The sequence below is a fragment of the Nocardiopsis oceanisediminis genome, from assembly GCF_048595525.1.
Taxonomy (GTDB): Bacteria; Actinomycetota; Actinomycetes; order Streptosporangiales; family Streptosporangiaceae; genus Nocardiopsis_A; species Nocardiopsis_A oceanisediminis.
In genome coordinates this window covers 6,015,336-6,037,102 of record NZ_JAFMZJ010000001.1, presented here as the reverse complement: position 1 = coordinate 6,037,102, position 21,767 = coordinate 6,015,336, and the positions used below count along the sequence as shown (strand labels likewise).

The window sequence follows — 21,767 nt, the reverse complement described above, 5'->3', positions numbered from 1 at the left end:
CCCGGCGCCGTGCCGCCTGCACGGGGCCGGCCGGGGGAGCGGCCGCGGCCCGCCCTCACCCCTGCGCCGGCGCGCCCTGCCCGGCGGAGGGGCCCTTCTCGAACCGGTATCCCATGCCGGCCTCGGTGATGAGGTGCACCGGGTGGGCCGGGTCCGGCTCCAGTTTGCGGCGCAGCTGCGCCATGTAGACCCGCAGGTAGTTGGTCTCGCTCTGGTAGACCGGCCCCCACACGTCGTGCAGCAGCCGGCGCTGGCTGACCAGCCGGCCCGCGTTGCGCGCCAGGATCTCCAGGATGTGCCACTCGGTCGGGGTGAGCCGCACCTCCTCGCCGTCCCGGACCACCCGCTTGGCGCCCAGGTCCACGGTGAAGGACTCGGTGGCCACCACCGGCGCCTCCTCCACCGGCACCGAGCGGCGCTGCGCCGCCCGGATCCGGGCCAGCAGCTCGTCCATGCCGAACGGCTTGGTGACGTAGTCGTCCGCGCCCTGGTCCAGCGAGCGCACCTTCTCGCTGGCCGAGTGGCGGGCGGAGAGCACGATGATCGGCACCGACGTCCAGCCGCGCAGCGCCTCGATCACCTCGCCGCCCTCCATGTCCGGCAGCCCCAGGTCGAGCAGGACGACGTCGGGGTGGCGCTCGGCCACCGCGCGCAGCGCCGCCGCGCCGTCGGCCGCGGTGTCCACCTCGTAGCCGCGGGCCCGCAGGTTGATCCGCATGGCCCGGATGATCTGGGTGTCGTCGTCCACGACGAGAATCCGCATCAGCCGTCCTCGGTCCTTCCGGCGGGGCGCTCCTCCTCGGCACCGGTGCCGCCGTCCCCATCATGGCGCGCCTCCGGAGCGGGCGCGTCCAAGGGGGCGCAGCGCGGCAGGGTGAAGACCATGGTGAGGCCGCCGCCCGGGGTGTCCTCCGGGGTGAGCGCGGCGTCCATCGCCTCGCTGAACCCGCGCGCCACGGCCAGCCCCAGCCCGATCCCGGTGCCCCGCGGCGCGTCGCCGAGCCGCTGGAACGCCTCGAAGATCCGCTCCTTGTGCGGGTCGGCCACCCCGGGCCCGTGGTCCACCACGCGCAGCTCGACCGAGTCCCCGTGCGCGCTGGCGGCGATCCGCACCGGCGGGCCGCCCGCCCGGTTGTAGCGCACCGCGTTCTGCACCACGTTGGCCACCGCCCGCTCCAGCAGCCCGCGGTCGGCCCACACCCGCGGCAGCGAGTCGGGGACGTCGACGGCGACGGTGTCCGGCGGGATCCCGATGAGCGTGGCCGGCACCACCTCCTCCAGGCCCACCTCGCGCATCTTCGGCTGCACGGTGTCGGTCTGCAGCCGGCTCATGTCCAGCAGGTTGCCCACCAGCCCGTCCAGCCGGTCGGTGGCCTCCTCGATGTTCTCCAGCAGCTCGGCCCGGTCGGTCTCGTCCAGCTTCAGCTCGGTGGCGCGCAGGCTGGACACGCTGGCCTTGATCGAGGTGAGCGGGGTGCGCAGGTCGTGCGAGACCGCGGCGAGCAGGGCGGTGCGGATCTTGTTGCCCGCCGCCTGCCGGCGGGCCAGCGCGGCGTCCCGGGCCAGCCGCTGCCGCTCCAGCGCGATGCCGATGTGGCTGGCGAAGGCGTTGAGGAACTTCCGGTCCGAGGCGGTGATCATGTGGCCGCGCAGCGCCAGCGCCAGCGAGTCGCTCACCGACACCAGGGCGTCGGCCTGCTCGGGATCGGTGGACGGCGCGTCGCCGTAGTTCTCCACCACCTGCCAGGCGCCGTCGTCGCGCTGCTCCAGCAGGGTGACCGAGCGCTGCGCGAACGCCTCGCGGATCCGCACCATCAGCGCGCGCAGCGGCTCCTGGGAGGCGAGCACGCTGCTCGCCAGCAGCGCCAGGGTGCCGGCCTCCGAGCGGGCCCGCGCGGCCTGGATGGAGTTGCGGTTGGACAGGTCCACCACGAACGAGACCAGGAGCGCCACCAGCACGAACACCGCGAGCGCGATGGCGTTGTCGGCCTCGTTCACGGTGAGGCCGCGCCACGGCGGGGTGAACAGCAGGTTGAGCAGCAGGCTGCCCCACAGGGCCGAGGCCAGCGCCGGCCACAGCCCGCCGACCAGCGCCACCGCCACCGTCCCGGTGAGGAAGAAGAGCATGTCGGTGGTGAGGCCGAGGGCGTCCAGCGGGGGCACCCGGAGCAGCCCGGAGAGCAGCGGCGGCAGCGCCAGGGCCAGCACCCAGCCCCAGGCGACCCGGGCCCCGCCCAGGGTTCCGCGGAGCGGCGGCAGCAGCCCGCGGCCGCGCCCCACCTCCTCGTGCGTGACGATGTGCACGTCGATGTCGCCGGACTCGCGCGCCACCGTGGCGCCCACGCCGGGGCCGAACACGTACTGCCAGCCGCGCCGCCGGGAGGAGCCGAGCACGATCTGGGTGGCGTTCACCCCGCGCGCGAACTCCAGCAGCGAGACCGCCACGTCCTCCCCGATGACCTGGTGGTAGGTGCCGCCCAGCTCGGCGAGGAGCCGCTTCTGCCGGGCCAGGTCGCGGGTGGGGCCGTGCGCCAGCCCGGAGGCGGCCACCACGTGCACCGCCATCAGGTGGCTGGGCTGCGGCTGGCCGCCGCGGGCGCGGGCGGCGATCCGCGCGGCCCTGCGGATCAGCGTCTCGCCCTCCGGGCCGCCGGTGAGCGCGACCACGATCCGCTCCCTGGCCTCCCAGGTGTGCCGGATCTGGTGCTGGCCGCGGTACCGGGAGAGCCCTTCGTCGACCCGGTCGGCCACCCAGAGCAGGGCCAGCTCGCGCAGGGCGGTGAGGTTGCCCTCGCGGAAGTAGTTGGAGAGCGCGGCGTCGATCTTCTCCGCCGGGTAGATGTTCCCGTGCGACATGCGGCGGCGCAGCGCGTAGGGCGACATGTCGCAGAGCTCGATCTGGTCGGCGCGGCGGACGATCTCGTCGGGGATGGTCTCGCTCTGCCGTGTCCCGGTGATCTGCATGATCACGTCGTTGAGCGACTCCAGGTGCTGGATGTTCAGGGTGGAGACGACGTCGATCCCCGCCTCCAGCAGCTCGTCGACGTCCTGCCAGCGCTTGGCGTTGCGGGCGCCGGGGGCGTTGGCCCGGGCGAGCTCGTCGACCACCGCGACCTCCGGGGCGCGCAGCAGCAGCGCCTCGACGTCGACCTCATCGGAGACGGCGCCCCGGTGCTCGGCCCGGCGCGGGGGGACCCGCTCCAGCCCCTCGGCGGCCGCGGCGGTCCGCTCCCGGCCGTGCTCGTCGACCAGCCCGAGCACCACGTCGGTCCCCCGGTCGCGCCGCCGCCGGGCCTCGCACAGCGCGGCGTAGGTCTTGCCCACCCCGGGGGCCGCCCCGAGGTAGATCCGCAGTCGTCCCCGTGTCACGCCTCCATTGTCGGTGATCCCCCGGCCGGTCCCGGAGACGCCGGTCCGCCGGGTGGTGCGGCCGGGGTCAGTCCCGCCGGGGCGGCAGCGGGGCGAAGCGGGGCGGGCGGCGCTCCAGGTGGGCGCCGACGCCCTCGGCGAAGTCGGGGTGGGCGAAGGCGCCCGGCATCAGCCGCACCGCCTCGGCGACCGAGGCGTCCAGCCCGCTCTCCGCGGAGCGCAGCACCTGGGCCTTGATCTCGGCCAGCGCGGCGGGGGAGCACTCGGAGGCCAGGGCGCGGGCGTAGTCCAGGGCGGCGGGCAGCACCTCCTCGCGGGGGCGCGCGTACTCGGCCAGGCCGATCCGCTCGGCCTCGGCGCCGGTCAGCACCCGGGAGGAGAGCAGCAGGTCCATCGCCCGCCCCTGGCCGACCAGGCGGGGCAGCCGCCAGGCGACGCCGTACTCGGCGACCAGGCCGCGCCGGCTGAACGAGGTGGTGATCTTGGCGTCCTCGGCGCAGAACCGGACGTCGGCGAAGAGCGCGACGACCAGGCCCAGTCCGGCGGCGGCGCCGTTGATCGCGGCGACCACCGGCTTGCGCAGCAGCATCGGCAGGTGCTTGGGGCGGTCGGGCTGCTCGATCCGCCCGCCCGAGCCGCCCCGCACGCCGTCGCCGATGGAGGCCAGCGCGTCCAGGTCGGCCCCGGCGCAGAAGCCCCGGCCGGCCCCGGTGAGCACGATCGCGCGCACCTCGGGGTCGGCGTCGGCCTCCTCCATCAGGTCGAAGAGGCGCTCCTCCATCGCCGGGGTCCAGGCGTTGAGCCGGTCCGGCCGGTTCAGGGTGAGCACCAGCACCCCGCCGTCGAGTTCGCGCAGCACCTGCTGCTCCGGATCGCGCTCCCACTCCGCGTCGGCCACGCCGCCTCCTCGATACCGCTACAGACCGCTTGGTATGCGCCGATCCTACGCGGCCGGGGAGACCCGGATCACCCCCGGGGGAACCTCCGCTCCGGGGCGGCCGGGGCGAACGCGCCGACCAGCGCGGTGGCGTCGTCGTGCGGCTTCCCCCGGACCGCCCCGGGCCGGTCCCGCTCCTCGGCGCGGACCCGGTCGATGAGCGCCGCCGGCCCCGCCCCGTCCAGGAGTTCCCAGACCTCCGCCCAGCCGTACCCGAAGTGCTCGGCGAGCCGGGTGCACCCGTCGGTGAGCAGCCCGAACCGGCCGCCGCCGGGGCGGACCCCGGTCACCGCCTCATGGGCCGCCCGCGGGTCGGCCCCGGCCACCCAGAACCCGCCGGGCCGGTTCCGCATCGAGCGGACCAGCTCCCGGGGGTAGGGGCGCCCGCCGGGCAGCCGGTCGATCCGGTCGTCGGTGATCATCCGCGGCGGCCCGCCCGGCACCGGGAGCAGCACCGCGCAGTCGGCCAGCACCAGGTACTCCAGCCCGCCGGGGACCGCGCGCACCGCGGCGAGCGCGGCCGAGGGGGAGTCCGGCCGGGACAGGTCGCAGCCGGGGCCGTGCTCTCTCCGGACCCGCCCGATCGCGGCGGCCAGCAGCTCCGGCAGGCTCCCGCCGCCCTCGGCGGGCGGCCTCCCGGAGGCCGCGCCCAGCTCGGCGGCGAGCGCCGCGGAGAGCCGGCCGACCAGCCAGCGCACCCCGTGCCGGCAGCCGGTGTCGGCGTCCGGCGGCTCGGTCGCCCCGTCCACCGCGAAGGCCCACCCGGGCCCCGCGGCGGCGGCGTCCTCGTTCTCTGCGCCGACGCCCTTGCGCGTCGCGAATCGGATGTCCACGGAGGAAGGCTAGACCGTTGCCGGGGAAGGGGCGGCGGCCGCAGAAGACCCCGGCCCCGCCCCTCCCCCGCAACGTCAAGACCATCGCCCTGGGGGCGGAGTCTCCCTCAACGATCCAGATGTATTGCCCCGGGACGGCCTCGGGAGGGGCGCGGGCTCACTCCGCTTCGGGGATGAGCTTGCCCGGGTTGAGGATCCCGGCGGGGTCCAGGGCGGACTTGACCGCGCGCAGCGCCTCCGCGCCGAGCGGGCCGATCTCCGCGGGCATCCACGGGCGGTGGTCGGCGCCGACCGCGTGGTGGTGGGTGATGGTGCCGCCGGACGCCGCGATGGCGTCGCCCGCCGCGCGCTTGGCCCGGTCCCAGCGGGCCGCCGGGTCGGCCCCGGCCGCGGTGACCACGGTGAAGTAGAGCGAGGCGCCCTCGGGGTAGGTGTGCGACACGTGGCAGAGCACCACCGCCTTGCCCTCCGGGCCCTCCAGCGCCCCGGAGACCGCCGAGCCCACCGCGCGGTACAGCGGGAGCAGCCCGGACCAGGAGGCCGCGGTCTCCAGGGTCTCGGCGAGGATGCCCGCGGAGAGCAGGGTGTCCCGCAGGTAGGGGGCGTGGAACCGGCTGTGCCGCCAGTCGGCGACCGGCTCGGAGCCGAGCGCGGAGCCCCCCGCCGAGGCCAGCACCGCGGCCGTGGCGGCGCGGCGCGCCTCGACCTCCTCCGCCTCTCCGTCGAAGCCGACCACCACCAGGCAGCCGGGGGCGGCCTGCTTGCCGGAGAGGGCGGCGTTGACGAAGGTCTCGGTCTCGTCGGAGAGCCGCGCGGTGGTGGGGCGGAGCGCCGACTGCGCCAGGGCGCGCAGCGCCGCGGCCCCCTCGGCGAAGGACGGGAACGCCCACGCCTCGTCGTGCCGGGCCCGCGCGATCGGCCGGACGCGCACGGTCACCTCGGTGATCACCCCGAACACGCCCTCCGAGCCGAGCAGCAGCTGGCGCAGGTCGGGGCCGGCCGCCGAGGCGGGGGCGCGGCCCGCCTCCAGGGTGCCGCGAGGGGTGGCCGCCTTCAGCGCCACCACCATGTCGTCGAACCGGCCGTAGCCGGAGGAGGCCTGGCCGCTGGAGCGGGTCGCGGCGAACCCGCCGATCGTCGCGTACTCGTAGCTCTGCGGCAGGTGGCCCAGGGTGTAGCCGCGCGCGGCCAGCAGCTCCTCGGCCTCGGGGGCGCGCAGCCCGGCCTGGAGCACCGCGGTCCGCGACTCCTCGTCCAGCGCGACCAGTGCGTCCAGCTCGCGCAGGTCCAGCGCGACCACGGCGGAGAACCGGCCGCGCAGCGGCGCGACCCCGCCCACCACGCTCGTCCCGCCGCCGAACGGGACCACCGCGACGCCCTGCTCGGAGCAGGCCCGCAGCACCGCCTCGACCTCGTCGTGGCCGGCCGGGAAGAGCACCGCGTCGGGCGCGTCGGCGACCGCGCCGGAGCGCATCCGCAGCAGGTCGGGGGTGCTCTTGCCGGCGCTGCGCCGGAGCCGGGCGGCGTCGTCGGTGCGCAGCCGGCCGCCGTCGCCGCCCAGCGCCGCGGTGAGCGCCGCGCGCGCCTCCCCGGTCAGCGCGGAGGGCGGCAGGCGCACCTCGGACTCGGCCACCGGGGGCAGGTCGCGCAGCTCGGCGCCGAGCGCCTCGGCGATCAGCGCGCGCACCGACTCGGAGAGCGGCTCGGCGCGGGACGGGTCGCCCCAGGCGAACCAGGACATTTCAGGGACACGGGACGCGGCCCGGCGGTTGCTCATGCCGTACAGTTTTACACATGACGTCAAGACGTAACGTTGAAGACGAGATCCTCGATGCGGCGCGCGCCTGCGTCGAGGCCTTCGGCGTCCGCCGCACCACCCTCACCGACGTGGCGCGCAGGGCCGGAGTGAGCCGCCCCACCGTCTACCGCCGCTGGCCCGACGCCGACTCGCTCGTCGCCGACCTGCTCACCCGGGAGATGGTCGCGCTGCTGGGCGGCGCCGCCCGGGAGCAGGGCGGCCGGAGCGCCCGCGAGCACCTGGTGGAGCAGGTCGAGAGCGTGCTCCGCGCCTCCCTGGCCCATCCGCTGTTCGCCAAGATCGTCGACAACGAGCCGGAGACGCTGGCCACCTACGCCTTCCAGCGCCTGGGCACCAGCCAGTTCGCCGTGCTCGACCTGCTCCGCCCGCAGATCGAGGCCGGCCAGGCCGACGGGTCGGTCCGGAGCGGTCCGCCGGAGGTGCTCGCCCGCATCGTGCTGCTCACCGTGCAGAACCTGGCCACCTCCCGCCGCCTCGCCGAGGACCTGATGGACACCGACGCGCTGGCCGCCGAGGTCCGCGCCCTGCTGCACGGCTACCTCGTCCCGGGCGGGGCCGCCGAGCAGGCCGCCGGGGAGGACCGGTGACCGGGGCGGCGGCCGGGGAGCCGCGCACCGCGCTCACCGCGGGCCGGCGCGAGGCCGACATCGCCGCGCTGGCCGACGGGGCGCCGGTGGACCTGCTGGTCGTCGGGGCCGGGGTGACCGGCGCCGGCGCGGCCCTGGACGCGGCCGCGCGCGGCCTGTCGGTGGCCCTGGTGGAGCGGGGCGACCTGGCGCACGGCACCAGCCGGTGGAGCTCCAAACTGATCCACGGCGGGCTGCGCTACCTGGCCCGGGGCCAGTTCGGGGTGGCCTACGAGAGCGCCCGCGAGCGCGACGTGCTGATCGGCACCACCGCCCCGCACCTGGTGCACACCATGCCGATGGTGCTGCCGCTGCACCCGGCGGTGCGCCGCGCCCAGGCGGCCGCGGTCCGGGCCGGCATGGGCATGGGCGACCTGCTGCGCACCGCGGCCGGCACCGACCCGCGCACCCTGCCCCGGTCGCGCCGGCTGAGCGCGGCGCAGACCGCCCGGCTGCTGCCCGGCGTGCGCACCGCGGGGCTGCGCGGCGGCATCCTCTCCTTCGACGGGCGGCTCACCGACGACGCCCGGCTGGTGGTCGCCCTGGCGCGCACCGCGGCCGGCCGGGGGGCCCGGGTCGTCACCCGGTGCGCGGCCGAGCGGATCGGCGGCGACGGGGCCCTGCTGCACGACCGGAGCACCGGCCGCCGCTTCGAGGTGAGCGCCCGCGCGGTGCTCAACGCGACCGGGGTCTACGCCGGTGAGCTGGTGCCCGAGGTGCGGCTGCGGCCCAGCCGCGGCACGCACATCGTGCTCCGCGAGGAGGCGGTGGGCCGGCCCCGGGCGGCGATGACCGTGCCGATCCCGGGCACCCTGAACCGGTTCGCCCTGGTGCTGCCGCAGGGCGACGGCCGGGTGCTGGCCGGGCTGACCGACGAACCGGTCGACGGGCCGCTGCCGGACGTGCCGGAGGTGCCCGAGTCCGATGTGGAGTTCCTGCTCGGCACGGTCAACGAGGTGCTCGGCACCGCGCTGGACCGGTCCGACGTGGTCGGCTCCTTCGCCGGACTGCGGCCGCTGCTGGACGCCGGGGAGGAGGACAGCGCCGACCTGTCCCGGCGGCACGCGGTGATCCGCTCGGCCGACGGGGTGCTCACCGCGGTCGGCGGCAAGCTCACCACCTACCGGAGGATGGCCGCCGACGCGGTGGACGCGGCGGTGCGCTCCGCCGGGCTGCGCGCCGGCCCGTGCACCACCCGCACGCTGCCGCTGGTCGGCGCCGCCCCCCGGGAGGCGCTGGACGCGGTCGACGCCCCGCGCCGGCTGGTCGCCCGGTACGGGACCGAGGCGCCCGACGTCGCCGCCCTGGCCGCCGGGGACCCGGAGCTGCTGCGCCCGGTCGCCGCCGGGGTCACCCCGGCCGAACTTCTCTTCGCGGTCGCCCGGGAGGGAGCCCTGGACGCCGGCGACCTGCTGGACCGCCGCACCCGGATCGGCCTGGTCCCGGCCGACCGCGAGGCCGCGCTCCCCTGGGCGGAGGAGGCCCTCCGCCGCGCCGCCGGCTGACCCCGCCCCCCGTTCCCGACGCCCGCGCCCGCCGGACCCCTCCGGCGGGCGCGCGTGCTCCCGGCCCGGGTACGCCGCCGACGCGCCCCGGAGCCGTCCGCCCCCGCCGGGCACCGGCGGGACGGGCCGCCTCCGCGCGGGCGCTGCGAAAGCCCCCCGTACCCGCGCCCGGGCCGGGCTCGACCGCCCCGGCGGCCGGGGCGGGCCGGGCGGAGCCGGGTGCGGGCGGCGATCACGAGCCAGGTCCACCCGTCGGCCGCCCCGGTGCCCCGGCCGCCCCCGGGGTTGAAGAACAAGCTCAGGGCCCCGGCTGCCCGTTCCGGGCGCTCGCTCTTCGGGTCGGTCCGGCGGGGCGGTGCCGGGCCCTGTCCGTGGGCGGTGCGCTGCGCTCCTGGCCCCGGGTGGGCGGAGGCGGGGCCTGTTCGTGGGCGGTGCGCTGCGTTCCCGGCTCCGGGTGGGCGGAGGCGGGGTCCTTCTCCCGGCCCCCGCGCTCCGGCCGCCCTTCCGAGCGGAGTGCGCGAGTCCGCCGGGCCTGATCGGAGCGGAGCGCCGGGCCCGGTCCGGGGGAGACCCGTTGTCTTTTTGTTCTATGTTGGCTATAACAAATAGGAGAGAGCGAATAGAGGAGGCTCCATGCCCCGGACCGCGCATGCCGTCGACGTTCGATCCCTCGCCAAGTCCTTCGGGGAGGTCCGCGCTCTCCGCGGGCTCTCCTTCTCGGCCCCGCCCGGGGCCGTCACCGGGCTGCTCGGGCCGAACGGGGCCGGCAAGACCACCGCGCTGCGCTGCCTGCTCGGCCTGGTCAGGCCCTCCGCCGGGCGGGCCGAGATCGGCGGCCGCCGCTACGCCGCCCTACCGGACCCGTCGGCGGCCGTCGGCGCGTCGCTGGACGCCGGCGCGGCGCACCCGGCCTGGACCGGCCGCCGCCACCTGGAGATCTACCGGCGCGCGGCGGGCGCCCCGAGCCGGCGGACCGCCGAAGTACTGGAAGAGGTCGGCCTCACCGCCGCCGCGGACCGCCGGATCGGCGGCTACTCCACCGGGATGCGCCGCCGCCTCGCCCTGGCCACCGCCCTGCTCGGCGACCCCGGCGTGCTCGTCCTCGACGAGCCCGGCAACGGCCTCGACCCCGCCGGAGCGGCCTGGCTGCGGGGGTTCCTGCGGGCCCGCGCCGCCGCCGGCGGCACCGTCCTGGTCTCCAGCCACCTGCTCGCCGAGATCGCGCAGACCGCGGACCGGGTGGTGGTCATGGACCGCGGCCGGGCCCTCGCGGAGGGGACATTGGCCGAAGTGGCCGGGGACCGCGGCCTGGAGGCGTCCTTCCTCGCCCTGACCGAGACCGCAGCATCGGAGGTGCCGCAGTGATCAGGCTCATCGGCGTCGAGTTCGCCAAGTTCTTCGCCACCCGCACCTGGATGTGGACCGGTGCGCTGTTCGCCGCCGCGGCCTTCGGGATGACCGCGGTCGTCGGGATCGCCGGACCGACCGGCAACCCGCCGCTGCCCGGACCGGAGACCGAGGACGGGCTCGCCGTCGCGATCGGGATGCCCGGCATGCTGGTCATCATCCCGGCGCTGGTCGGCCTGACCGCGATGACCGGCGAATACCGGCACGGAACCGCCGTCCCCACCTTCCTCGCCGTCCCGCGCCGGTGGCGCGTGGTCGCCGCGAAGCTGGCCGCCTTCACCGCGATCGGCGCCGGATACGGGGCGGTCGCCGCAGCGGCGGGCGGCGCCGGGATCGCCCTGGCCTGCGCGGTGCTCGACGTCCAGGCGGCCGCCGGCACCGCCGCGATCGCGACCGGCCTGGCCCGGGGGGCACTGGCGATCACCGCCTACACCCTCATCGGGGTCGGCTTCGGCGCGCTGGTCCGCAACCAGCTCGCCGGGCTGGCGGTCCTCGGCGGGTACCTCTACTTCATCGACCCGCTGCTCTCCTTCTTCCCGGTCCTCGGCCCGCTCCAGCCCTTCCTGCCGCGCGGCGCCACCGACGCCCTCACCGGCTTCGGCGCGCTGGCCGAGCGGGTGGCCGCCGAGTCCGGGATCCCCGCCCCCGACCTGCTCGCGCCGGGCCCCGCCGCCCTGGTCCTGCTCGGCTACGCGCTGCTCGCGGCCGCCGTCGCGGTCGCCCTGCCGGTCCGCAGGGACGTGGTCTGATGCGGAGCGCACCGGTGCCGCGCGGATGCGATGCTGAAAGCCCGCACCAGCGTCCGACCGGCCCCTACGGAGGGGAGATCCGTGATCCTCAGCATCGACCTCGACAGCGAGGTTCCGATCTACCAGCAGCTCCGCGACCGGGTGGTCGAGGCCATCGCCTCGGGCGAGCTGCGGGAGGGCAGCCAGCTCCCGGCGATCCGGCAGCTCGGCGCGGACCTGGGGATCAACTTCCACACCGTGAACAAGGCCTACGACCTGCTGCGCAGGGAAGGGCTGCTGCGGGTCAACCGGAAGACCGGCGCGGTGGTCCAGCGCGACCCCGGCTCCGGGCCGCCCGGCCCCGGCTTCGCACCGGACTGGGAGGCGCGGCTGGGCACGCTGCTGGCCGAGGCGGTGGCGCACGGCGTCCCCGCCGAGGAGGTGCTGGAGCGCTGCCGGGGGCGGCTGACCGCGTTCGCGGCCGGAGCCGAGGAGGGGACGCGGTGAGCCGCCGGGGCGCTCCGCCGCCTCCCGGAGGCCCCGAGGGGCCGGGGCGCCCCGGCATCGGAGCGCCGGTCCCGGGAGGACCCGCTCCGCACGGCGGGGGCGCCGGCCCCGCCGGCGACCTGAGGAGGTGACATGGTGAGCTGGCCTTGGACGCCGCTGCTCGCCGCGGTGGCGGTCGCGGCCGCCGCGCTGATGCTCGCCGCGCCCGGGATGGGGCGCGCGACCCTGCCGTTCGGGGTGCGCATCCCGCCGGACCGGGTCGGCGACCCGGCGGTACTGGCCGCCCTGCGCGGCTACCGGACCGCGACGCTGCTGCTCGGAGCGGTGCTGGTCGTGCTGGGCGCGGGGCTCCTCCCGATCGCCGGCCCGACCGCCGCGATGGGCGCGGTCGCCGTCACCGGGGTCGCCGGCCACCTCGCGCTCCGGATACGCGGCCACCGCGCGGTGGCCGCGGCGAAGCGGGAGGGCGACTGGTACCGCGGACTGGCCCAGGCCGTCGCCGCCGACACCGGACTGCGCACCGACCCGGTCCGGCCGCCGTGGGCGCTGCTGCTCCCCTCCTGGGCGCTGATCGCGGCGACCCTCGCCGCCGGGCTGCTGCTCTACCCGGACCTCCCGGCCGAGCTGGCCGTCGCGGTGGAGTACCGGGACGGCGAGCGGCTGGTGCGCACCGTGGAGACCACCCCGTTCAGCGCGTTCGCCGCGGTGCTCGGCCAGATCGCCGCGGCGGTCCTGGTCCCCGCCGCGTTCGCGGCCGCGCTGCGCTCCCGGCCGGACATCGACGCGGCCTCCCCGAAGCGGGACGCCGAGCGGTACCGGCGGTTCCTGGTGATCGCCGGCCGGTGCGTGGCCGGCGCGGTCTTCGGCACGGTGCTCTGCCTGGCCGGGGTGGCCGCGCTGACCTGGACCGGGCGGATGACCGACGGCCCGCTGGCCGTGCTGGCCCTGGCCCCCGGCCTGGCCGCGGTGGCGCTCTGCTCGGCCGTTCCGATGCTGCTCGGCCAGGGCGGGCGCCGGCTGCGCGCCGGGACCCCGGAGGCCGAGACCGGCCTGGTGCAGCGCGACGACGACCGGTTCTGGCGGCTGGGCGGTCTGGTCTACGCCAACCGGGACGACCCGGCGGTGCTGGTCCCAGAGCGCGCCATGGGCGTCGGCTGGACGCTCAACCTGGGCAACCCGGTGGTGCTCTGCACCGGAGCCGGCCTGCTCCTCCTGCTGGCCGGGGCGGCCGCCGCGGCGGCCGCGGGGATGCTCTCCCTCCCCGGCGGCGCCGACTTCTACGGCTGGAAATGGGAGTGGTGAGCGGACCGGAGCGCCCCGCGCGGGCCCCGGCCCCCGGAGTCCGCTCCGCGGAGGGCGGCGGGGCACGGCGGCCGGGACGGGCGCCCGCCCCGCGCCGTCCGCCTCCCGCCTCCGGGCAAGCGGGCCCGCGCGGGCCCTGGGGCCGACGGTGCGGGCACGCCGCGACAGGGGACCGGCCGGAGGAGCGCCTCCTCTCGGCGGCCCTCCCGGGGCGGCGCACCGGGAGGGCCGGCCGGCGGTCAGCGCTTGCGGGTTCCCGGGAGCAGCCCGGCGGCCAGCACCGCATCGCGCAGCGGGGCGGCCAGCTCGGCCAGGCGGGCGGTGCCCTCGGCGCCCAGGGCGGCGAAGGCGGGGACCGAGAGCTCGTCGGTGCGCCGCTCCAGCTCCTCCCGGAGCTCCCGGCCCGCGTCGGTGAAGACCGGGGCCTCCGGGTCGCCGCCGGCCGCCACCAGGCCGCGCTCGGCCAGCCGGTCCACCGCGGCGGCCCAGTCCTGCTCGCTCCACCACCGCGTCCTCCGCAGCGCGGGGGCCTTGTACGGGCCGGCCGCCACGTGCGTCACCAGGGCCTCCACCGGGTCGATCCCGGCCTGCGCCAGCAGCGCGACGTGGCCGTCCCCGCGGAACTCGCGGATCAGCGTCGCGGCGTGCCACAGCACCAGGTGCGCACCGCCCTCCGGCCAGTCCAGGTCGGCGTGGCCGGCGTAGAGCGGGCGGCCGTGCCGGTGCCCGGCGGCGCCGAGCGCGGCGGTGCGGGCCAGCTCCGCGGCCTCCGCCAGGCCGGGGGAGCCGAGCAGCTCGGGGCCGAGCACCGCGGAGAGCGCCCGGTCGGCGATCCCGAACCGGGCCCGCACCACCTTCTCCGGCGGCGCGGAGGCCCACGCGCCCGGCAGCACGGCGGCGACCAGCTCCGGGTTGAAGTTGTAGAACGCGGCGGCGACCGGGCCCGGCCCCACCGCGCCCATCGGGGCCGAGCGGGAGGCGAAGTAGGCCGCACCGGTTCCGGTCTCCAGGCCGATCCCGGCGTAACCGGGCTCCGCCTCGGGGGTGAAGTAGACCAGTACGTGCAGCGGTTCCAGTGCGGACCAGGCGGTGCGGGCCAGTTCCGCGGAGACGGCTCCGTCGCTCTTCTCCGGCATGAGGGGGCTCCGTTCGCTCGGGGCGGGGTCCGGAACCGGGTGCCGCCCCGGCTCCGCTCCCCGGAGCATACCGAGCGGTCTTGTCCGGAGCCGGTCAGCGGGGGGCCGATCGCCCTATTGACACCGGTTCCGCGGCTCCGTAGGACGGGGAGGACCGGTATCCGGGACGACGAGGGAGCGGCCATGCAGCCCGTGGTGGACACCGATGCCGGGCCTGTGCGCGGCTCCCTGCAGGGTGAGGTGGCCGCTTTCAAGGGCGTGCCCTATGCCGCGCCCCCTGTGGGAGCGCTCCGCTTCCGGCCGCCCCGGCACCCCGCCCCCTGGGACGAGGCCCGCGACGCCACCCGCCCCGGGCCCACCGCCCCGGCGCCCCCGCCGGAGCCCGGCCCCCGCCTCCTCCCCGACCACCGGGTCCCCGGCGACGACTGCCTCAACCTCAACGTGTGGACGCCCGACCCCGGCACGGCCGGGCTCCCGGTCCTGGTCTGGCTGCACGGCGGCGGCTTCGCCACCGGGTCCGGCTCGCACCCGCTCTACGACGGCTCCGCCCTGGCCCGGTCCGGCGCCGTGGTGGTCACCGCCAACTACCGGCTCGGCGCGGAGGGCTTCGCCCTGCTCGACGGCGGCACCGCCAACCTCGGCCTGCTCGACCAGATCCACGCCCTGGAATGGGTCCGGGACAACATCGCCCGGTTCGGCGGCAACCCGCACCGGGTGACCGTCTTCGGGCAGTCCGCGGGGGCGATGAGCGTGATCACCCTGCTGTCGCTGCCGCGCGCCCGGGGCCTGTTCGGCCGGGCCGTCGCCCAGTCCGGGGCCGGGCACCACGTGCACCCGGTGGAGGACGCCCGCGCCGTCGCCGCGGAGCTGGCCCGCCGGGCCGGCGCGGCCGCGCCCACCCCCGAGGCGCTCGCCGAGGCCGACCCGGACCGGGTGCTGGCCGCGCAGTCCTCCATCACCGCCGAGTTCAGGGCCGGCGCCGACCCGGCGGCCTGGGGCGAGCGGCTGGCCGTACCGGGGACGCTGCCGTTCGCCCCCGTGGTCGACGGCGGGCTGGTCACCCGGCGCCCCATCGACGGCCTGCGCGCGGGCGAGGGGGCCGGGGCCGACCTCATGGTCGGGACCACCTCCGAGGAGTTCCGGGTCCTGGCCGTGCCCGGCGGAGGGAACGGCGCGACCTCCGACCGGCACGTCGCCGAGGGCGCGGCCGGCTTCGGGCTGGACGCCAAGGCGGCCGCGGTGTACGCGGCGGAGCACGGCGGCCGGGCCGGCGACGCGCTGACCGCGCTCTACGGCGACGCGGTCTTCCGCATCCCGGCCTACCGGGTGCTGGAGGCGCGGGCCAGGGTGGGCGTCCGGGTGTTCGCCTACGAGTTCGGCTGGCGCTCCCCGGTCGCCGGAGGAAGGCTGGGCGCCTGCCACGCGCTGGAGGTGCCGTTCCTCTTCGGCACCCTGGGCACCGCCGCCGCCCTGGTCGGCGAGGACCCGCCGGAGGAGCTGGCCGGGCAGGTCCGCTCGGCCTGGCTCCGCTTCGCCCGCACCGGCGAACCGGGCTGGGAGCCGTGGAACCAGGAGCGCCGCCCGGTCTGGCGGTTCGACTCCCCGGAGTCCGCCCTGGTGGAGGACCCCGGCGCGGAGACCCGCCGCCTCTGGGAGGGCCGCCGGCTCTGATCCTCCTGCGCCCCGCTCTCCGCCGGGCCGCTCCGCGGACGGCGCGGGCGGCCTCCCCGTCCCGGAAGCGGCACGGACCGGGACCGCCGCCGGCGGAAGAGCGGCGGGGGCCGGTCCTCCCCGCGCTCTCCCCCGCCGCCCCCGGCGGCGGCGCTCCGGGGCCCGGCGCCGGGAGCGCCGCGGGGACGGCGGCCGGGGCGGGGCGGGGGAGCGGCGGGTGCCGGCCCCTCCGCCCGGCCGAGGCAGCGGGAAAGGCCCCGGGGCGGGGCCGCCCCGCGGGTCAGGAGCGGTGGGCGGCCCCGGCGGAGGCGCGGCGGCGGGCGTCCTCGATGGCCTCCAGGGCCGCCGCGCGGTCCTGCCAGCCGCGGACCTCCGAGCTCTTCCCGGGCTCCAGCCGCTTGTAGATCTCGAAGAAGTGGTTGATCTCCTGGCGCTGGAACTCCGGCAGGTCGCGCAGGTCGCGGATGTGCTCCAGGCGCGGGTCGCCGGCCGGCATGCACAGCACCTTGGCGTCCGGGCCCTTCTCGTCGCGCATCCAGAACACCGCCACCGGGCGGACCCGGACCACGCAGCCGGGGAAGGACGGCTGCTCCAGCGCGACCATGGCGTCCAGCGGGTCGCCGTCCTCGGCCATCGTGCCGGGGAAGAACCCGTAGTCGGCCGGGTACTGCGTCGAGGTGAACAGGGTGCGGTCGAGCCGGATCCGCCCGGTCCGGTGGTCCATCTCGTACTTGTTCCGCGAGCCCTGCGGGATCTCCACCACCATGTCGAGGTTCATGGGGCCCACGCTGCCGTGTCGCACCCCGGCGGGACAAGGGGGCGGGCCCGTCAGGGCCGGGGGATGTTGCGCAGGTTCGACCGGGCCAGCTCGATCATGGCGCCCACGCCGCCCTCCAGCACGCTCCGGCCCGCCGACAGCGCGAACCCCTTGACCTGGTCGGCCTTGATCCGCGCCGGGATGGACAGCGCGTTGGAGTCGGTGACCAGCTCGACCAGGGCGGGCCCGTCCGCGGCGAGCGCGTCGGCGAGCGCGCCGCGCACCTCGCCCGGGTCCTCCACCCGCACCGCGGGCAGCCCCACCGCGCGGGCCACCGCCGCGTAGTCCACCGGCGGGTGGTCGGTGCCGAAGGCGGGCAGCCCGTCCACCATCATCTCCAGCTTGACCATGCCGAGCGAGGAGTTGTTGAAGACCACCGCGGTCACCGGGAGGTCGTTCTGGCGCACCGTGATCAGCTCGCCGAGCAGCATGCTCAGCCCGCCGTCGCCGGAGAGCGAGACCACCCGGCGGCCGCCGCCGGCGAACGCCGCGCCGATCGCGTGCGGCAGCGCGTTGGCCATGCTGCCGTGGGTGAACGAGCCGATGATGCGGCGCCGCCCGTTCGGCGTCAGGTACCGCGCCGCCCACACGTTGTTCATCCCGGTGTCCACGGTGAACACCGCGTCGCCGGGGGCGGCCTCGTCCAGCAGCCGGGCCGCGTACTCCGGGTGGATCGGCCGGTGGTGCTCGATGTCGTGGGTGTAGGCCTCCACCACCCGGGACAGCGCGCGCTCGTGCCGGCGCAGCATGTCGAAGAGGAACTCCTCCGGGTGCGGCCGGTCCAGCAGCGGCAGCACCGCCTCCAGGGTGGCGGCGACGTCGCCGTGCACCGCCAGCTCCAGCGGGGTGCGCCGGCCCAGGCGGCGGGCCTCCCGGTCCACCTGCACGGTCGACCTGCCCGGCAGGAACTCGTCGTAGGGGAAGTCGCAGCCGAGCATCAGCACCAGGTCGGCCTGGTGCAGCGCGTCGTGGCAGGCCCCGTAGCCGAGCAGCCCGATCATGCCCACGTCGAACGGGTTGCCGTGCTGGATCCACTCCTTGCCGCGCAGGCTGTGGCCGACCGGGGCGTTCAGCGCGTCGGCCAGTGACAGCACCTGCTCCCGGGCCTCGCGCACGCCCGCGCCGCAGAACAGCGCGACCTTCTCCGCCCCGTTCAGCAGCCGGGCCAGGTCGCGCACGGCCGCAGGGTCGGGGTGGACGGTGGCCGGGCCGACGCACGGCACGGCGTGCCCGGTCGGCTCCTCGGCCGGGGCGGCCGCCACATCGCCCGGGAGCACCAGCACCGACACCCCGGGCCCGCCCAGCGCGTGCTGCACCGCGATCCGGGCCAGGCGCGGCATCCGGGCGGCGTTCCCGATCTCCGCGGTGAAGTCCGCGGCCTCGGCGAACAGCGCCTCCGGGCGGGTCTCCTGGAAGTACCCGGTGCCCAGCTGCCGGGAGGGGATCTGCGAGGCCAGCGCCAGGACCGGGGCGCCGCTCCGCCGTGCGTCGTAGAGCCCCTGCACCAGGTGGGTGTTGCCCGGCCCGCAGGAGCCGGCGCAGACCGCGAGCTCCCCGGTGAGCTGGGCCTCGGCCGCGGCGGCGAACGCCCCGGCCTCCTCGTTGCGGACATAGACCCACTCCAGGTCGCCGCTGCGCCGCACGGCGTCGACCACCGGGTTGAGGCTGTCGCCCACCACCCCGTAGATCCGCCGCGCCCCGGCCTCGCGGAGCACCTGCACCAGCTGGTCTGCGATCCGTTCCCGCGCCATGGCGCCACGGTAGGAGCGGCGGCCCGGCCCGGGGGAGGCGGACCGCCGGGGGCCGCCGAGGTTTTCCCGCGGTTTTGCCTCGCCGCCCGGGGCCGGGGAGCGCTCAGCGGCCGACCGCGTACCCCTGCATGCCGCGCGGGTTGGCGCCGGCCCGCAGCACCCCGGTCTCCGGGTCGCGGGCCACCGCGGAGAGCCGGCCCAGCGACCACGGGTCGGAGACGACCACCCGGTGCCCGCGCCGGCGCAGCTCGGCGACGGCCCGCTCACCGATCCGCTCCTCCACGACCAGCTCCCCGGGGGAGATCTCGCGCGGGTGGAACGACCCCACCAGCGCGTTGGTGTGGAACATCGGCGCGTCGATCGCCCGCTGCAGGTCCATCCCGCCGTGCACCAGGCGGAGGAAGAAGGTGAGCGACCACTGGTCCTGCTGGTCGCCGCCGGGGGTGCCGAGCGCCATCACGCCCTCCCCGTCCCGGGTGACCAGGGTGGGGGTGAGCGTGGTGCGCGGCCGCTTGCCCGGGGCGACCACCCCCGGCGAGCGCGGGTCCAGCCAGAACATCTGCCCGCGGGTGCCCAGCGGGAAGCCGAGCTCGGGGATCACCGGCGAGCTGGCCAGCCAGCCGCCGCTGGGGGTCGCCGCGACCATGTTGCCCGCGGCGTCCACCACGTCCAGGTGGCAGGTGTCGCCGCGCTGCGTCCCGGTGCGGTCCACGGTCGGCTCGCCGCCGGCCCGGTCGGCGCCGGGCGCGGTGCCGGCCTCGGCGGCCTCGGGGATGAACGGCGTGCGGCCGCCCGGGGCGCCGGGGCGCAGCTCCAGCGAGGCCTCGGCGCCGACCAGCGCGGCGCGCTCGGCGGCGTAGCCGGGGGAGAGCAGCGCCTCCAGCGGCACGTCGGCGAAGCGCGGGTCGGCGTAGTGCGCGTCCCGGTCGGCGAAGGCCAGCTTGGCCGCCTCGGTCACCAGGTGCGCGAAGTCCGCGGAGAGCACGCCGGCCGCCCCGGTCCCCAGCGCCTCGGCCAGCCGCAGCTGCTGCAGGAAGACCGGCCCCTGCCCCCACGGCCCGGTCTTGTGCACGGTCAGCCCGGCGTAGTCGGCCCGCACCGTCTCCTCGTACCCGGCGGACCAGCCGGCCAGGTCGCCGGCGGTGAGCAGGGCCCGGTGCGGCTCACCGGTGCCGGAGGGGACCGGGCGGGAGCAGAACCCGGCGATCGCCTCGGCGACGAACCCCTCGCGCCACGCCCGGCGCGCCGCGTCGATGACCGCCTCCCGGCCGCCGCCGGCCGCCTCGGCCTCCTCGACCAGCCGCCGGTAGGTGTCGGCCAGCGCCGGGTTGCGGTGCATGCTCCCGGCCTCCGGCACCCGGCCGCCGGGCAGCCAGAGCGCCGCGGAGGAGGGCCACCGCCCGGTGAAGACCCCGCGCACCTCGGCGACCTTGGCGGCGATCTGCGGCAGCACCGGGTACCCGCCGCGGGCGTAGCCGACCGCCGGCTCCAGCAGTTCGCGCAGCGGCAGCGTGCCGTGGTCGCGGGCGAGCAGCAGCCAGGCGTCGAAGGCGCCGGGCACGGTGGCCGGCAGCACCCCGCTGCCGGGGATCCGGTCCATCCCGGCGAAGGCCTCCGGGGAGGCGGCGGCCGGCGCCGGGCCCTGGCCGCACAGCACCGCCGGCTCCCCGCCCGCGGGTTTGAAGATGATCGGCACCTCGCCGCCGGGGCCGTTCAGGTGCGGCTCCACCACTTGGAGGGTGAAGCCCATCGCCACCGCGGCGTCGAACGCGTTGCCGCCGCGCTCCAGTACGCCCATGCCCGCGGCGCTGGCGATCCAGTGCGTGGAGGCGGCCATCCCGAAGGTGCCGCGCAGTTCGGGTCTGGTGCTGAACTCGGCCATCGGGGCGGGGGTCCTTCCGCTCAGGGGAGGGCGGGGCCGCGCCCCGCCGTGTGCCGTGCACAACATACGCCCGGGGTCCCCGGGCTTCCGGTGGCGGCCGGGAACGGCCGATAGGCCGACCGGAATCCGGTCTGGAACCCCTGGATCGGACGGCCCGGAACCCGCATGCCAGGGCTTCCGCAGGTAGGGACGTCCGGCCCCTTCCTTGGTGGGGGCCCAGTCGTTAGCGTGGCGAATCGTTGGCGATTGAAGGAGTTCGATGACAACCGTCCGAAACGTCCCGGACATCCTCTCCCCCGAATTCGCGGCGGACCCCTACTCCGCCTATCGGGTCATGCTGGAGGAGGCCCCGCTCTTCTGGCACGAGGCGACCCAGAGCCACATCGTCTCCAGGTACGAAGACGTCGCCCGCGCGTTCAAGGACCCCGTCTTCACCACGGAGAACTACGCCTGGCAGCTGGAGCCGGTGCACGGCCGCACCATCCTGCAGATGAGCGGGCGCGAGCACGCGGTGCGCCGGGCCCTGGTCGCCCCGGCCTTCCGCGGCAAGGAGCTGGAGGAGAAGTTCCTGCCGGTGATCGAGCGGAACGCGCGCGAGCTCATCGACGGGTTCCGCCGGACCGGCTCGGCCGACCTGGTGCACGACTTCGCCCGGCACTTCCCGATCAACGTCATCGTGGACATGCTCGGGCTGGACAAGGCCGACCACGCCCGGTTCCAGACCTGGTACACCGCGATCATCGGCTTCCTGGGCAACCTCTCCCAGGACCCGGAGGTCGCCGAGGCCGGGCTGCGCACCCGGGAGGAACTGGCCGCCTACATGCTGCCGATCATCCGGGAGCGCCGCGCCGCCCCCGGCGACGACCTGCTCTCCGCGCTGTGCACGGCGGAGGTCGACGGCACCGCGATGAGCGACGAGGACATCAAGGCCTTCTGCAGCCTGCTGCTCGCCGCCGGCGGGGAGACCACCGACAAGGCCATCGCGAGCATCTTCAAGAACCTGCTGGAGCACCCCGACCAGCTGGAGGCGGTCCGCGCCGACCGGAGCCTGATCCCGCAGGCCTTCGCCGAGACGCTGCGGTACAGCCCGCCGGTGCACATGATCATGCGCCAGCCCTCCGAGGACGTCGAGCTCAGCACCGGCACCGTGCCCGCCGGGTCCACGCTGACCTGCCTGATCGGGGCGGCCAACCGGGACCCGCGCCGGTTCTCCGACCCCGACTCCTTCGACGTCCTGCGCGAGGACCTGCCGACCCGCACCGCGTTCTCCGCCGCCGCCGACCACCTGTCGTTCGCGCTGGGCCGGCACTTCTGCGTGGGCGCGCTGCTGGCCAAGGCCGAGGTCGAGATCGGCGTGGACCGGCTGCTGGACGCCATGCCCGAGGTGCGGATCGCCGACGGGGCCGCCCCGGCCGAGCAGGGCGTGTTCACCCGAGGTCCGGAGTCGCTCCCGGTCCGGTTCACCCCGGCGGACTGA

Annotated in this window: 17 protein-coding genes; 8 read left to right on the top strand and 9 right to left on the bottom strand. The window is 76.9% G+C overall.

The features are described from left to right. Positions 1 to 55: 55 nt before the first annotated feature. From J0910_RS26350 to J0910_RS26330, 5 genes are all read right to left on the bottom strand, one after another. Positions 56 to 763: a response regulator gene (locus tag J0910_RS26350; protein WP_420161227.1), complete on the bottom strand. Its 708-nt coding sequence runs from the start codon at positions 761 to 763 to the stop codon at positions 56 to 58. After that, entirely contained in the window at positions 763 to 3,369 is a 2,607-nt protein-coding gene (locus J0910_RS26345) for a DUF4118 domain-containing protein (RefSeq protein ID WP_420161226.1), read from the bottom strand. Before J0910_RS26345 ends, J0910_RS26350 begins: the two co-directional genes overlap by 1 nt. A gap of 67 nt (positions 3,370 to 3,436) precedes the next feature. Further along, complete coding sequence (locus tag J0910_RS26340; protein WP_420161225.1) at positions 3,437 to 4,267, bottom strand: enoyl-CoA hydratase-related protein; 831 nt, start codon at positions 4,265 to 4,267, stop codon at positions 3,437 to 3,439. A 68-nt stretch (positions 4,268 to 4,335) separates the two neighbouring features. Then, positions 4,336 to 5,139: a protein phosphatase 2C domain-containing protein gene (locus tag J0910_RS26335; protein ID WP_420161224.1), complete on the bottom strand. Its 804-nt coding sequence runs from the start codon at positions 5,137 to 5,139 to the stop codon at positions 4,336 to 4,338. 157 nt (positions 5,140 to 5,296) lie between these two features. After that, positions 5,297 to 6,916 carry an FAD-binding oxidoreductase gene (locus J0910_RS26330; RefSeq protein WP_420161223.1) on the bottom strand — a complete coding sequence of 540 codons (1,620 nt, stop codon included), beginning with the start codon at positions 6,914 to 6,916 and terminating at the stop codon, positions 5,297 to 5,299. A gap of 17 nt (positions 6,917 to 6,933) precedes the next feature. Here J0910_RS26330 and J0910_RS26325 point away from each other — a divergent pair, with 17 nt between their 5' ends. From J0910_RS26325 to J0910_RS26300, 6 genes are all read left to right on the top strand, one after another. Further along, complete coding sequence (locus J0910_RS26325; protein WP_420161222.1) at positions 6,934 to 7,545, top strand: TetR/AcrR family transcriptional regulator; 612 nt, start codon at positions 6,934 to 6,936, stop codon at positions 7,543 to 7,545. Beyond that, positions 7,542 to 9,089, top strand: coding sequence for a glycerol-3-phosphate dehydrogenase/oxidase (locus J0910_RS26320; protein ID WP_420161221.1), 1,548 nt, complete (start codon positions 7,542 to 7,544; stop codon positions 9,087 to 9,089). Before J0910_RS26325 ends, J0910_RS26320 begins: the two co-directional genes overlap by 4 nt. A 633-nt stretch (positions 9,090 to 9,722) precedes the next feature. Continuing rightward, positions 9,723 to 10,454: an ABC transporter ATP-binding protein gene (locus J0910_RS26315; protein ID WP_420161220.1), complete on the top strand. Its 732-nt coding sequence runs from the start codon at positions 9,723 to 9,725 to the stop codon at positions 10,452 to 10,454. Then, positions 10,451 to 11,245: an ABC transporter permease gene (locus J0910_RS26310; RefSeq protein ID WP_420161219.1), complete on the top strand. Its 795-nt coding sequence runs from the start codon at positions 10,451 to 10,453 to the stop codon at positions 11,243 to 11,245. The genes J0910_RS26315 and J0910_RS26310 overlap by 4 nt, the downstream gene beginning before the upstream one ends. Positions 11,246 to 11,326: 81 nt before the next feature. Then, entirely contained in the window at positions 11,327 to 11,731 is a 405-nt protein-coding gene (locus J0910_RS26305) for a GntR family transcriptional regulator (protein ID WP_420161218.1), read from the top strand. A gap of 132 nt (positions 11,732 to 11,863) precedes the next feature. After that, positions 11,864 to 13,033: a DUF5808 domain-containing protein gene (locus tag J0910_RS26300; protein WP_420161217.1), complete on the top strand. Its 1,170-nt coding sequence runs from the start codon at positions 11,864 to 11,866 to the stop codon at positions 13,031 to 13,033. Between the two features lie 239 nt (positions 13,034 to 13,272). Here the strand turns inward: J0910_RS26300 and J0910_RS26295 are convergent, their stop codons facing one another. Next, a complete protein-coding gene (locus J0910_RS26295; RefSeq protein WP_420161216.1) occupies positions 13,273 to 14,169 on the bottom strand; it encodes an SCO6745 family protein in 897 nt (298 codons plus the stop codon). Positions 14,170 to 14,352: 183 nt separating this feature from the next. Between J0910_RS26295 and J0910_RS26290 the strand changes: the two genes are divergently transcribed. Further along, entirely contained in the window at positions 14,353 to 15,840 is a 1,488-nt protein-coding gene (locus J0910_RS26290) for a carboxylesterase/lipase family protein (RefSeq protein ID WP_420161215.1), read from the top strand. 280 nt (positions 15,841 to 16,120) lie between these two features. On the opposite strand, the gene J0910_RS26285 is transcribed toward J0910_RS26290, so the two are convergent. The 3 genes from J0910_RS26285 to J0910_RS26275 all read right to left on the bottom strand — a co-directional run bounded on the left by J0910_RS26285 (position 16,121) and on the right by J0910_RS26275 (position 20,290). After that, positions 16,121 to 16,618 (bottom strand): inorganic diphosphatase, encoded by a 498-nt coding sequence (locus J0910_RS26285; protein WP_420161214.1) that lies wholly within the window; start codon positions 16,616 to 16,618, stop codon positions 16,121 to 16,123. 50 nt (positions 16,619 to 16,668) lie between these two features. Beyond that, positions 16,669 to 18,408 (bottom strand): pyruvate dehydrogenase, encoded by a 1,740-nt coding sequence (locus J0910_RS26280; protein ID WP_420161213.1) that lies wholly within the window; start codon positions 18,406 to 18,408, stop codon positions 16,669 to 16,671. A gap of 103 nt (positions 18,409 to 18,511) precedes the next feature. Further along, positions 18,512 to 20,290 (bottom strand): gamma-glutamyltransferase family protein, encoded by a 1,779-nt coding sequence (locus J0910_RS26275; RefSeq protein WP_420161212.1) that lies wholly within the window; start codon positions 20,288 to 20,290, stop codon positions 18,512 to 18,514. A gap of 259 nt (positions 20,291 to 20,549) precedes the next feature. On the opposite strand from J0910_RS26275, the gene J0910_RS26270 reads away from it, so the two are divergent. Beyond that, entirely contained in the window at positions 20,550 to 21,767 is a 1,218-nt protein-coding gene (locus J0910_RS26270) for a cytochrome P450 (RefSeq protein WP_420161211.1), read from the top strand.

What these genes read in the sequence shown, in the direction of transcription:
- J0910_RS26280 (WP_420161213.1), bottom strand. Translation starts at nt 18,408, where the DNA reads ATGGCGCGGGAACGGATCGCAGACCAGCTGGTGCAGGTGCTCCGCGAG.
- J0910_RS26290 (WP_420161215.1), top strand. Translation starts at nt 14,353, where the DNA reads ATGCAGCCCGTGGTGGACACCGATGCCGGGCCTGTGCGCGGCTCCCTG.
- J0910_RS26315 (WP_420161220.1), top strand. Translation starts at nt 9,723, where the DNA reads ATGCCCCGGACCGCGCATGCCGTCGACGTTCGATCCCTCGCCAAGTCC.
- J0910_RS26325 (WP_420161222.1), top strand. Translation starts at nt 6,934, where the DNA reads ATGACGTCAAGACGTAACGTTGAAGACGAGATCCTCGATGCGGCGCGC.
- J0910_RS26285 (WP_420161214.1), bottom strand. Translation starts at nt 16,618, where the DNA reads ATGAACCTCGACATGGTGGTGGAGATCCCGCAGGGCTCGCGGAACAAG.
- J0910_RS26295 (WP_420161216.1), bottom strand. Translation starts at nt 14,169, where the DNA reads ATGCCGGAGAAGAGCGACGGAGCCGTCTCCGCGGAACTGGCCCGCACC.
- J0910_RS26300 (WP_420161217.1), top strand. Translation starts at nt 11,864, where the DNA reads ATGGTGAGCTGGCCTTGGACGCCGCTGCTCGCCGCGGTGGCGGTCGCG.
- J0910_RS26350 (WP_420161227.1), bottom strand. Translation starts at nt 763, where the DNA reads ATGCGGATTCTCGTCGTGGACGACGACACCCAGATCATCCGGGCCATG.
- J0910_RS26270 (WP_420161211.1), top strand. Translation starts at nt 20,550, where the DNA reads ATGACAACCGTCCGAAACGTCCCGGACATCCTCTCCCCCGAATTCGCG.
- J0910_RS26330 (WP_420161223.1), bottom strand. Translation starts at nt 6,916, where the DNA reads ATGAGCAACCGCCGGGCCGCGTCCCGTGTCCCTGAAATGTCCTGGTTC.
- J0910_RS26275 (WP_420161212.1), bottom strand. Translation starts at nt 20,290, where the DNA reads ATGGCCGAGTTCAGCACCAGACCCGAACTGCGCGGCACCTTCGGGATG.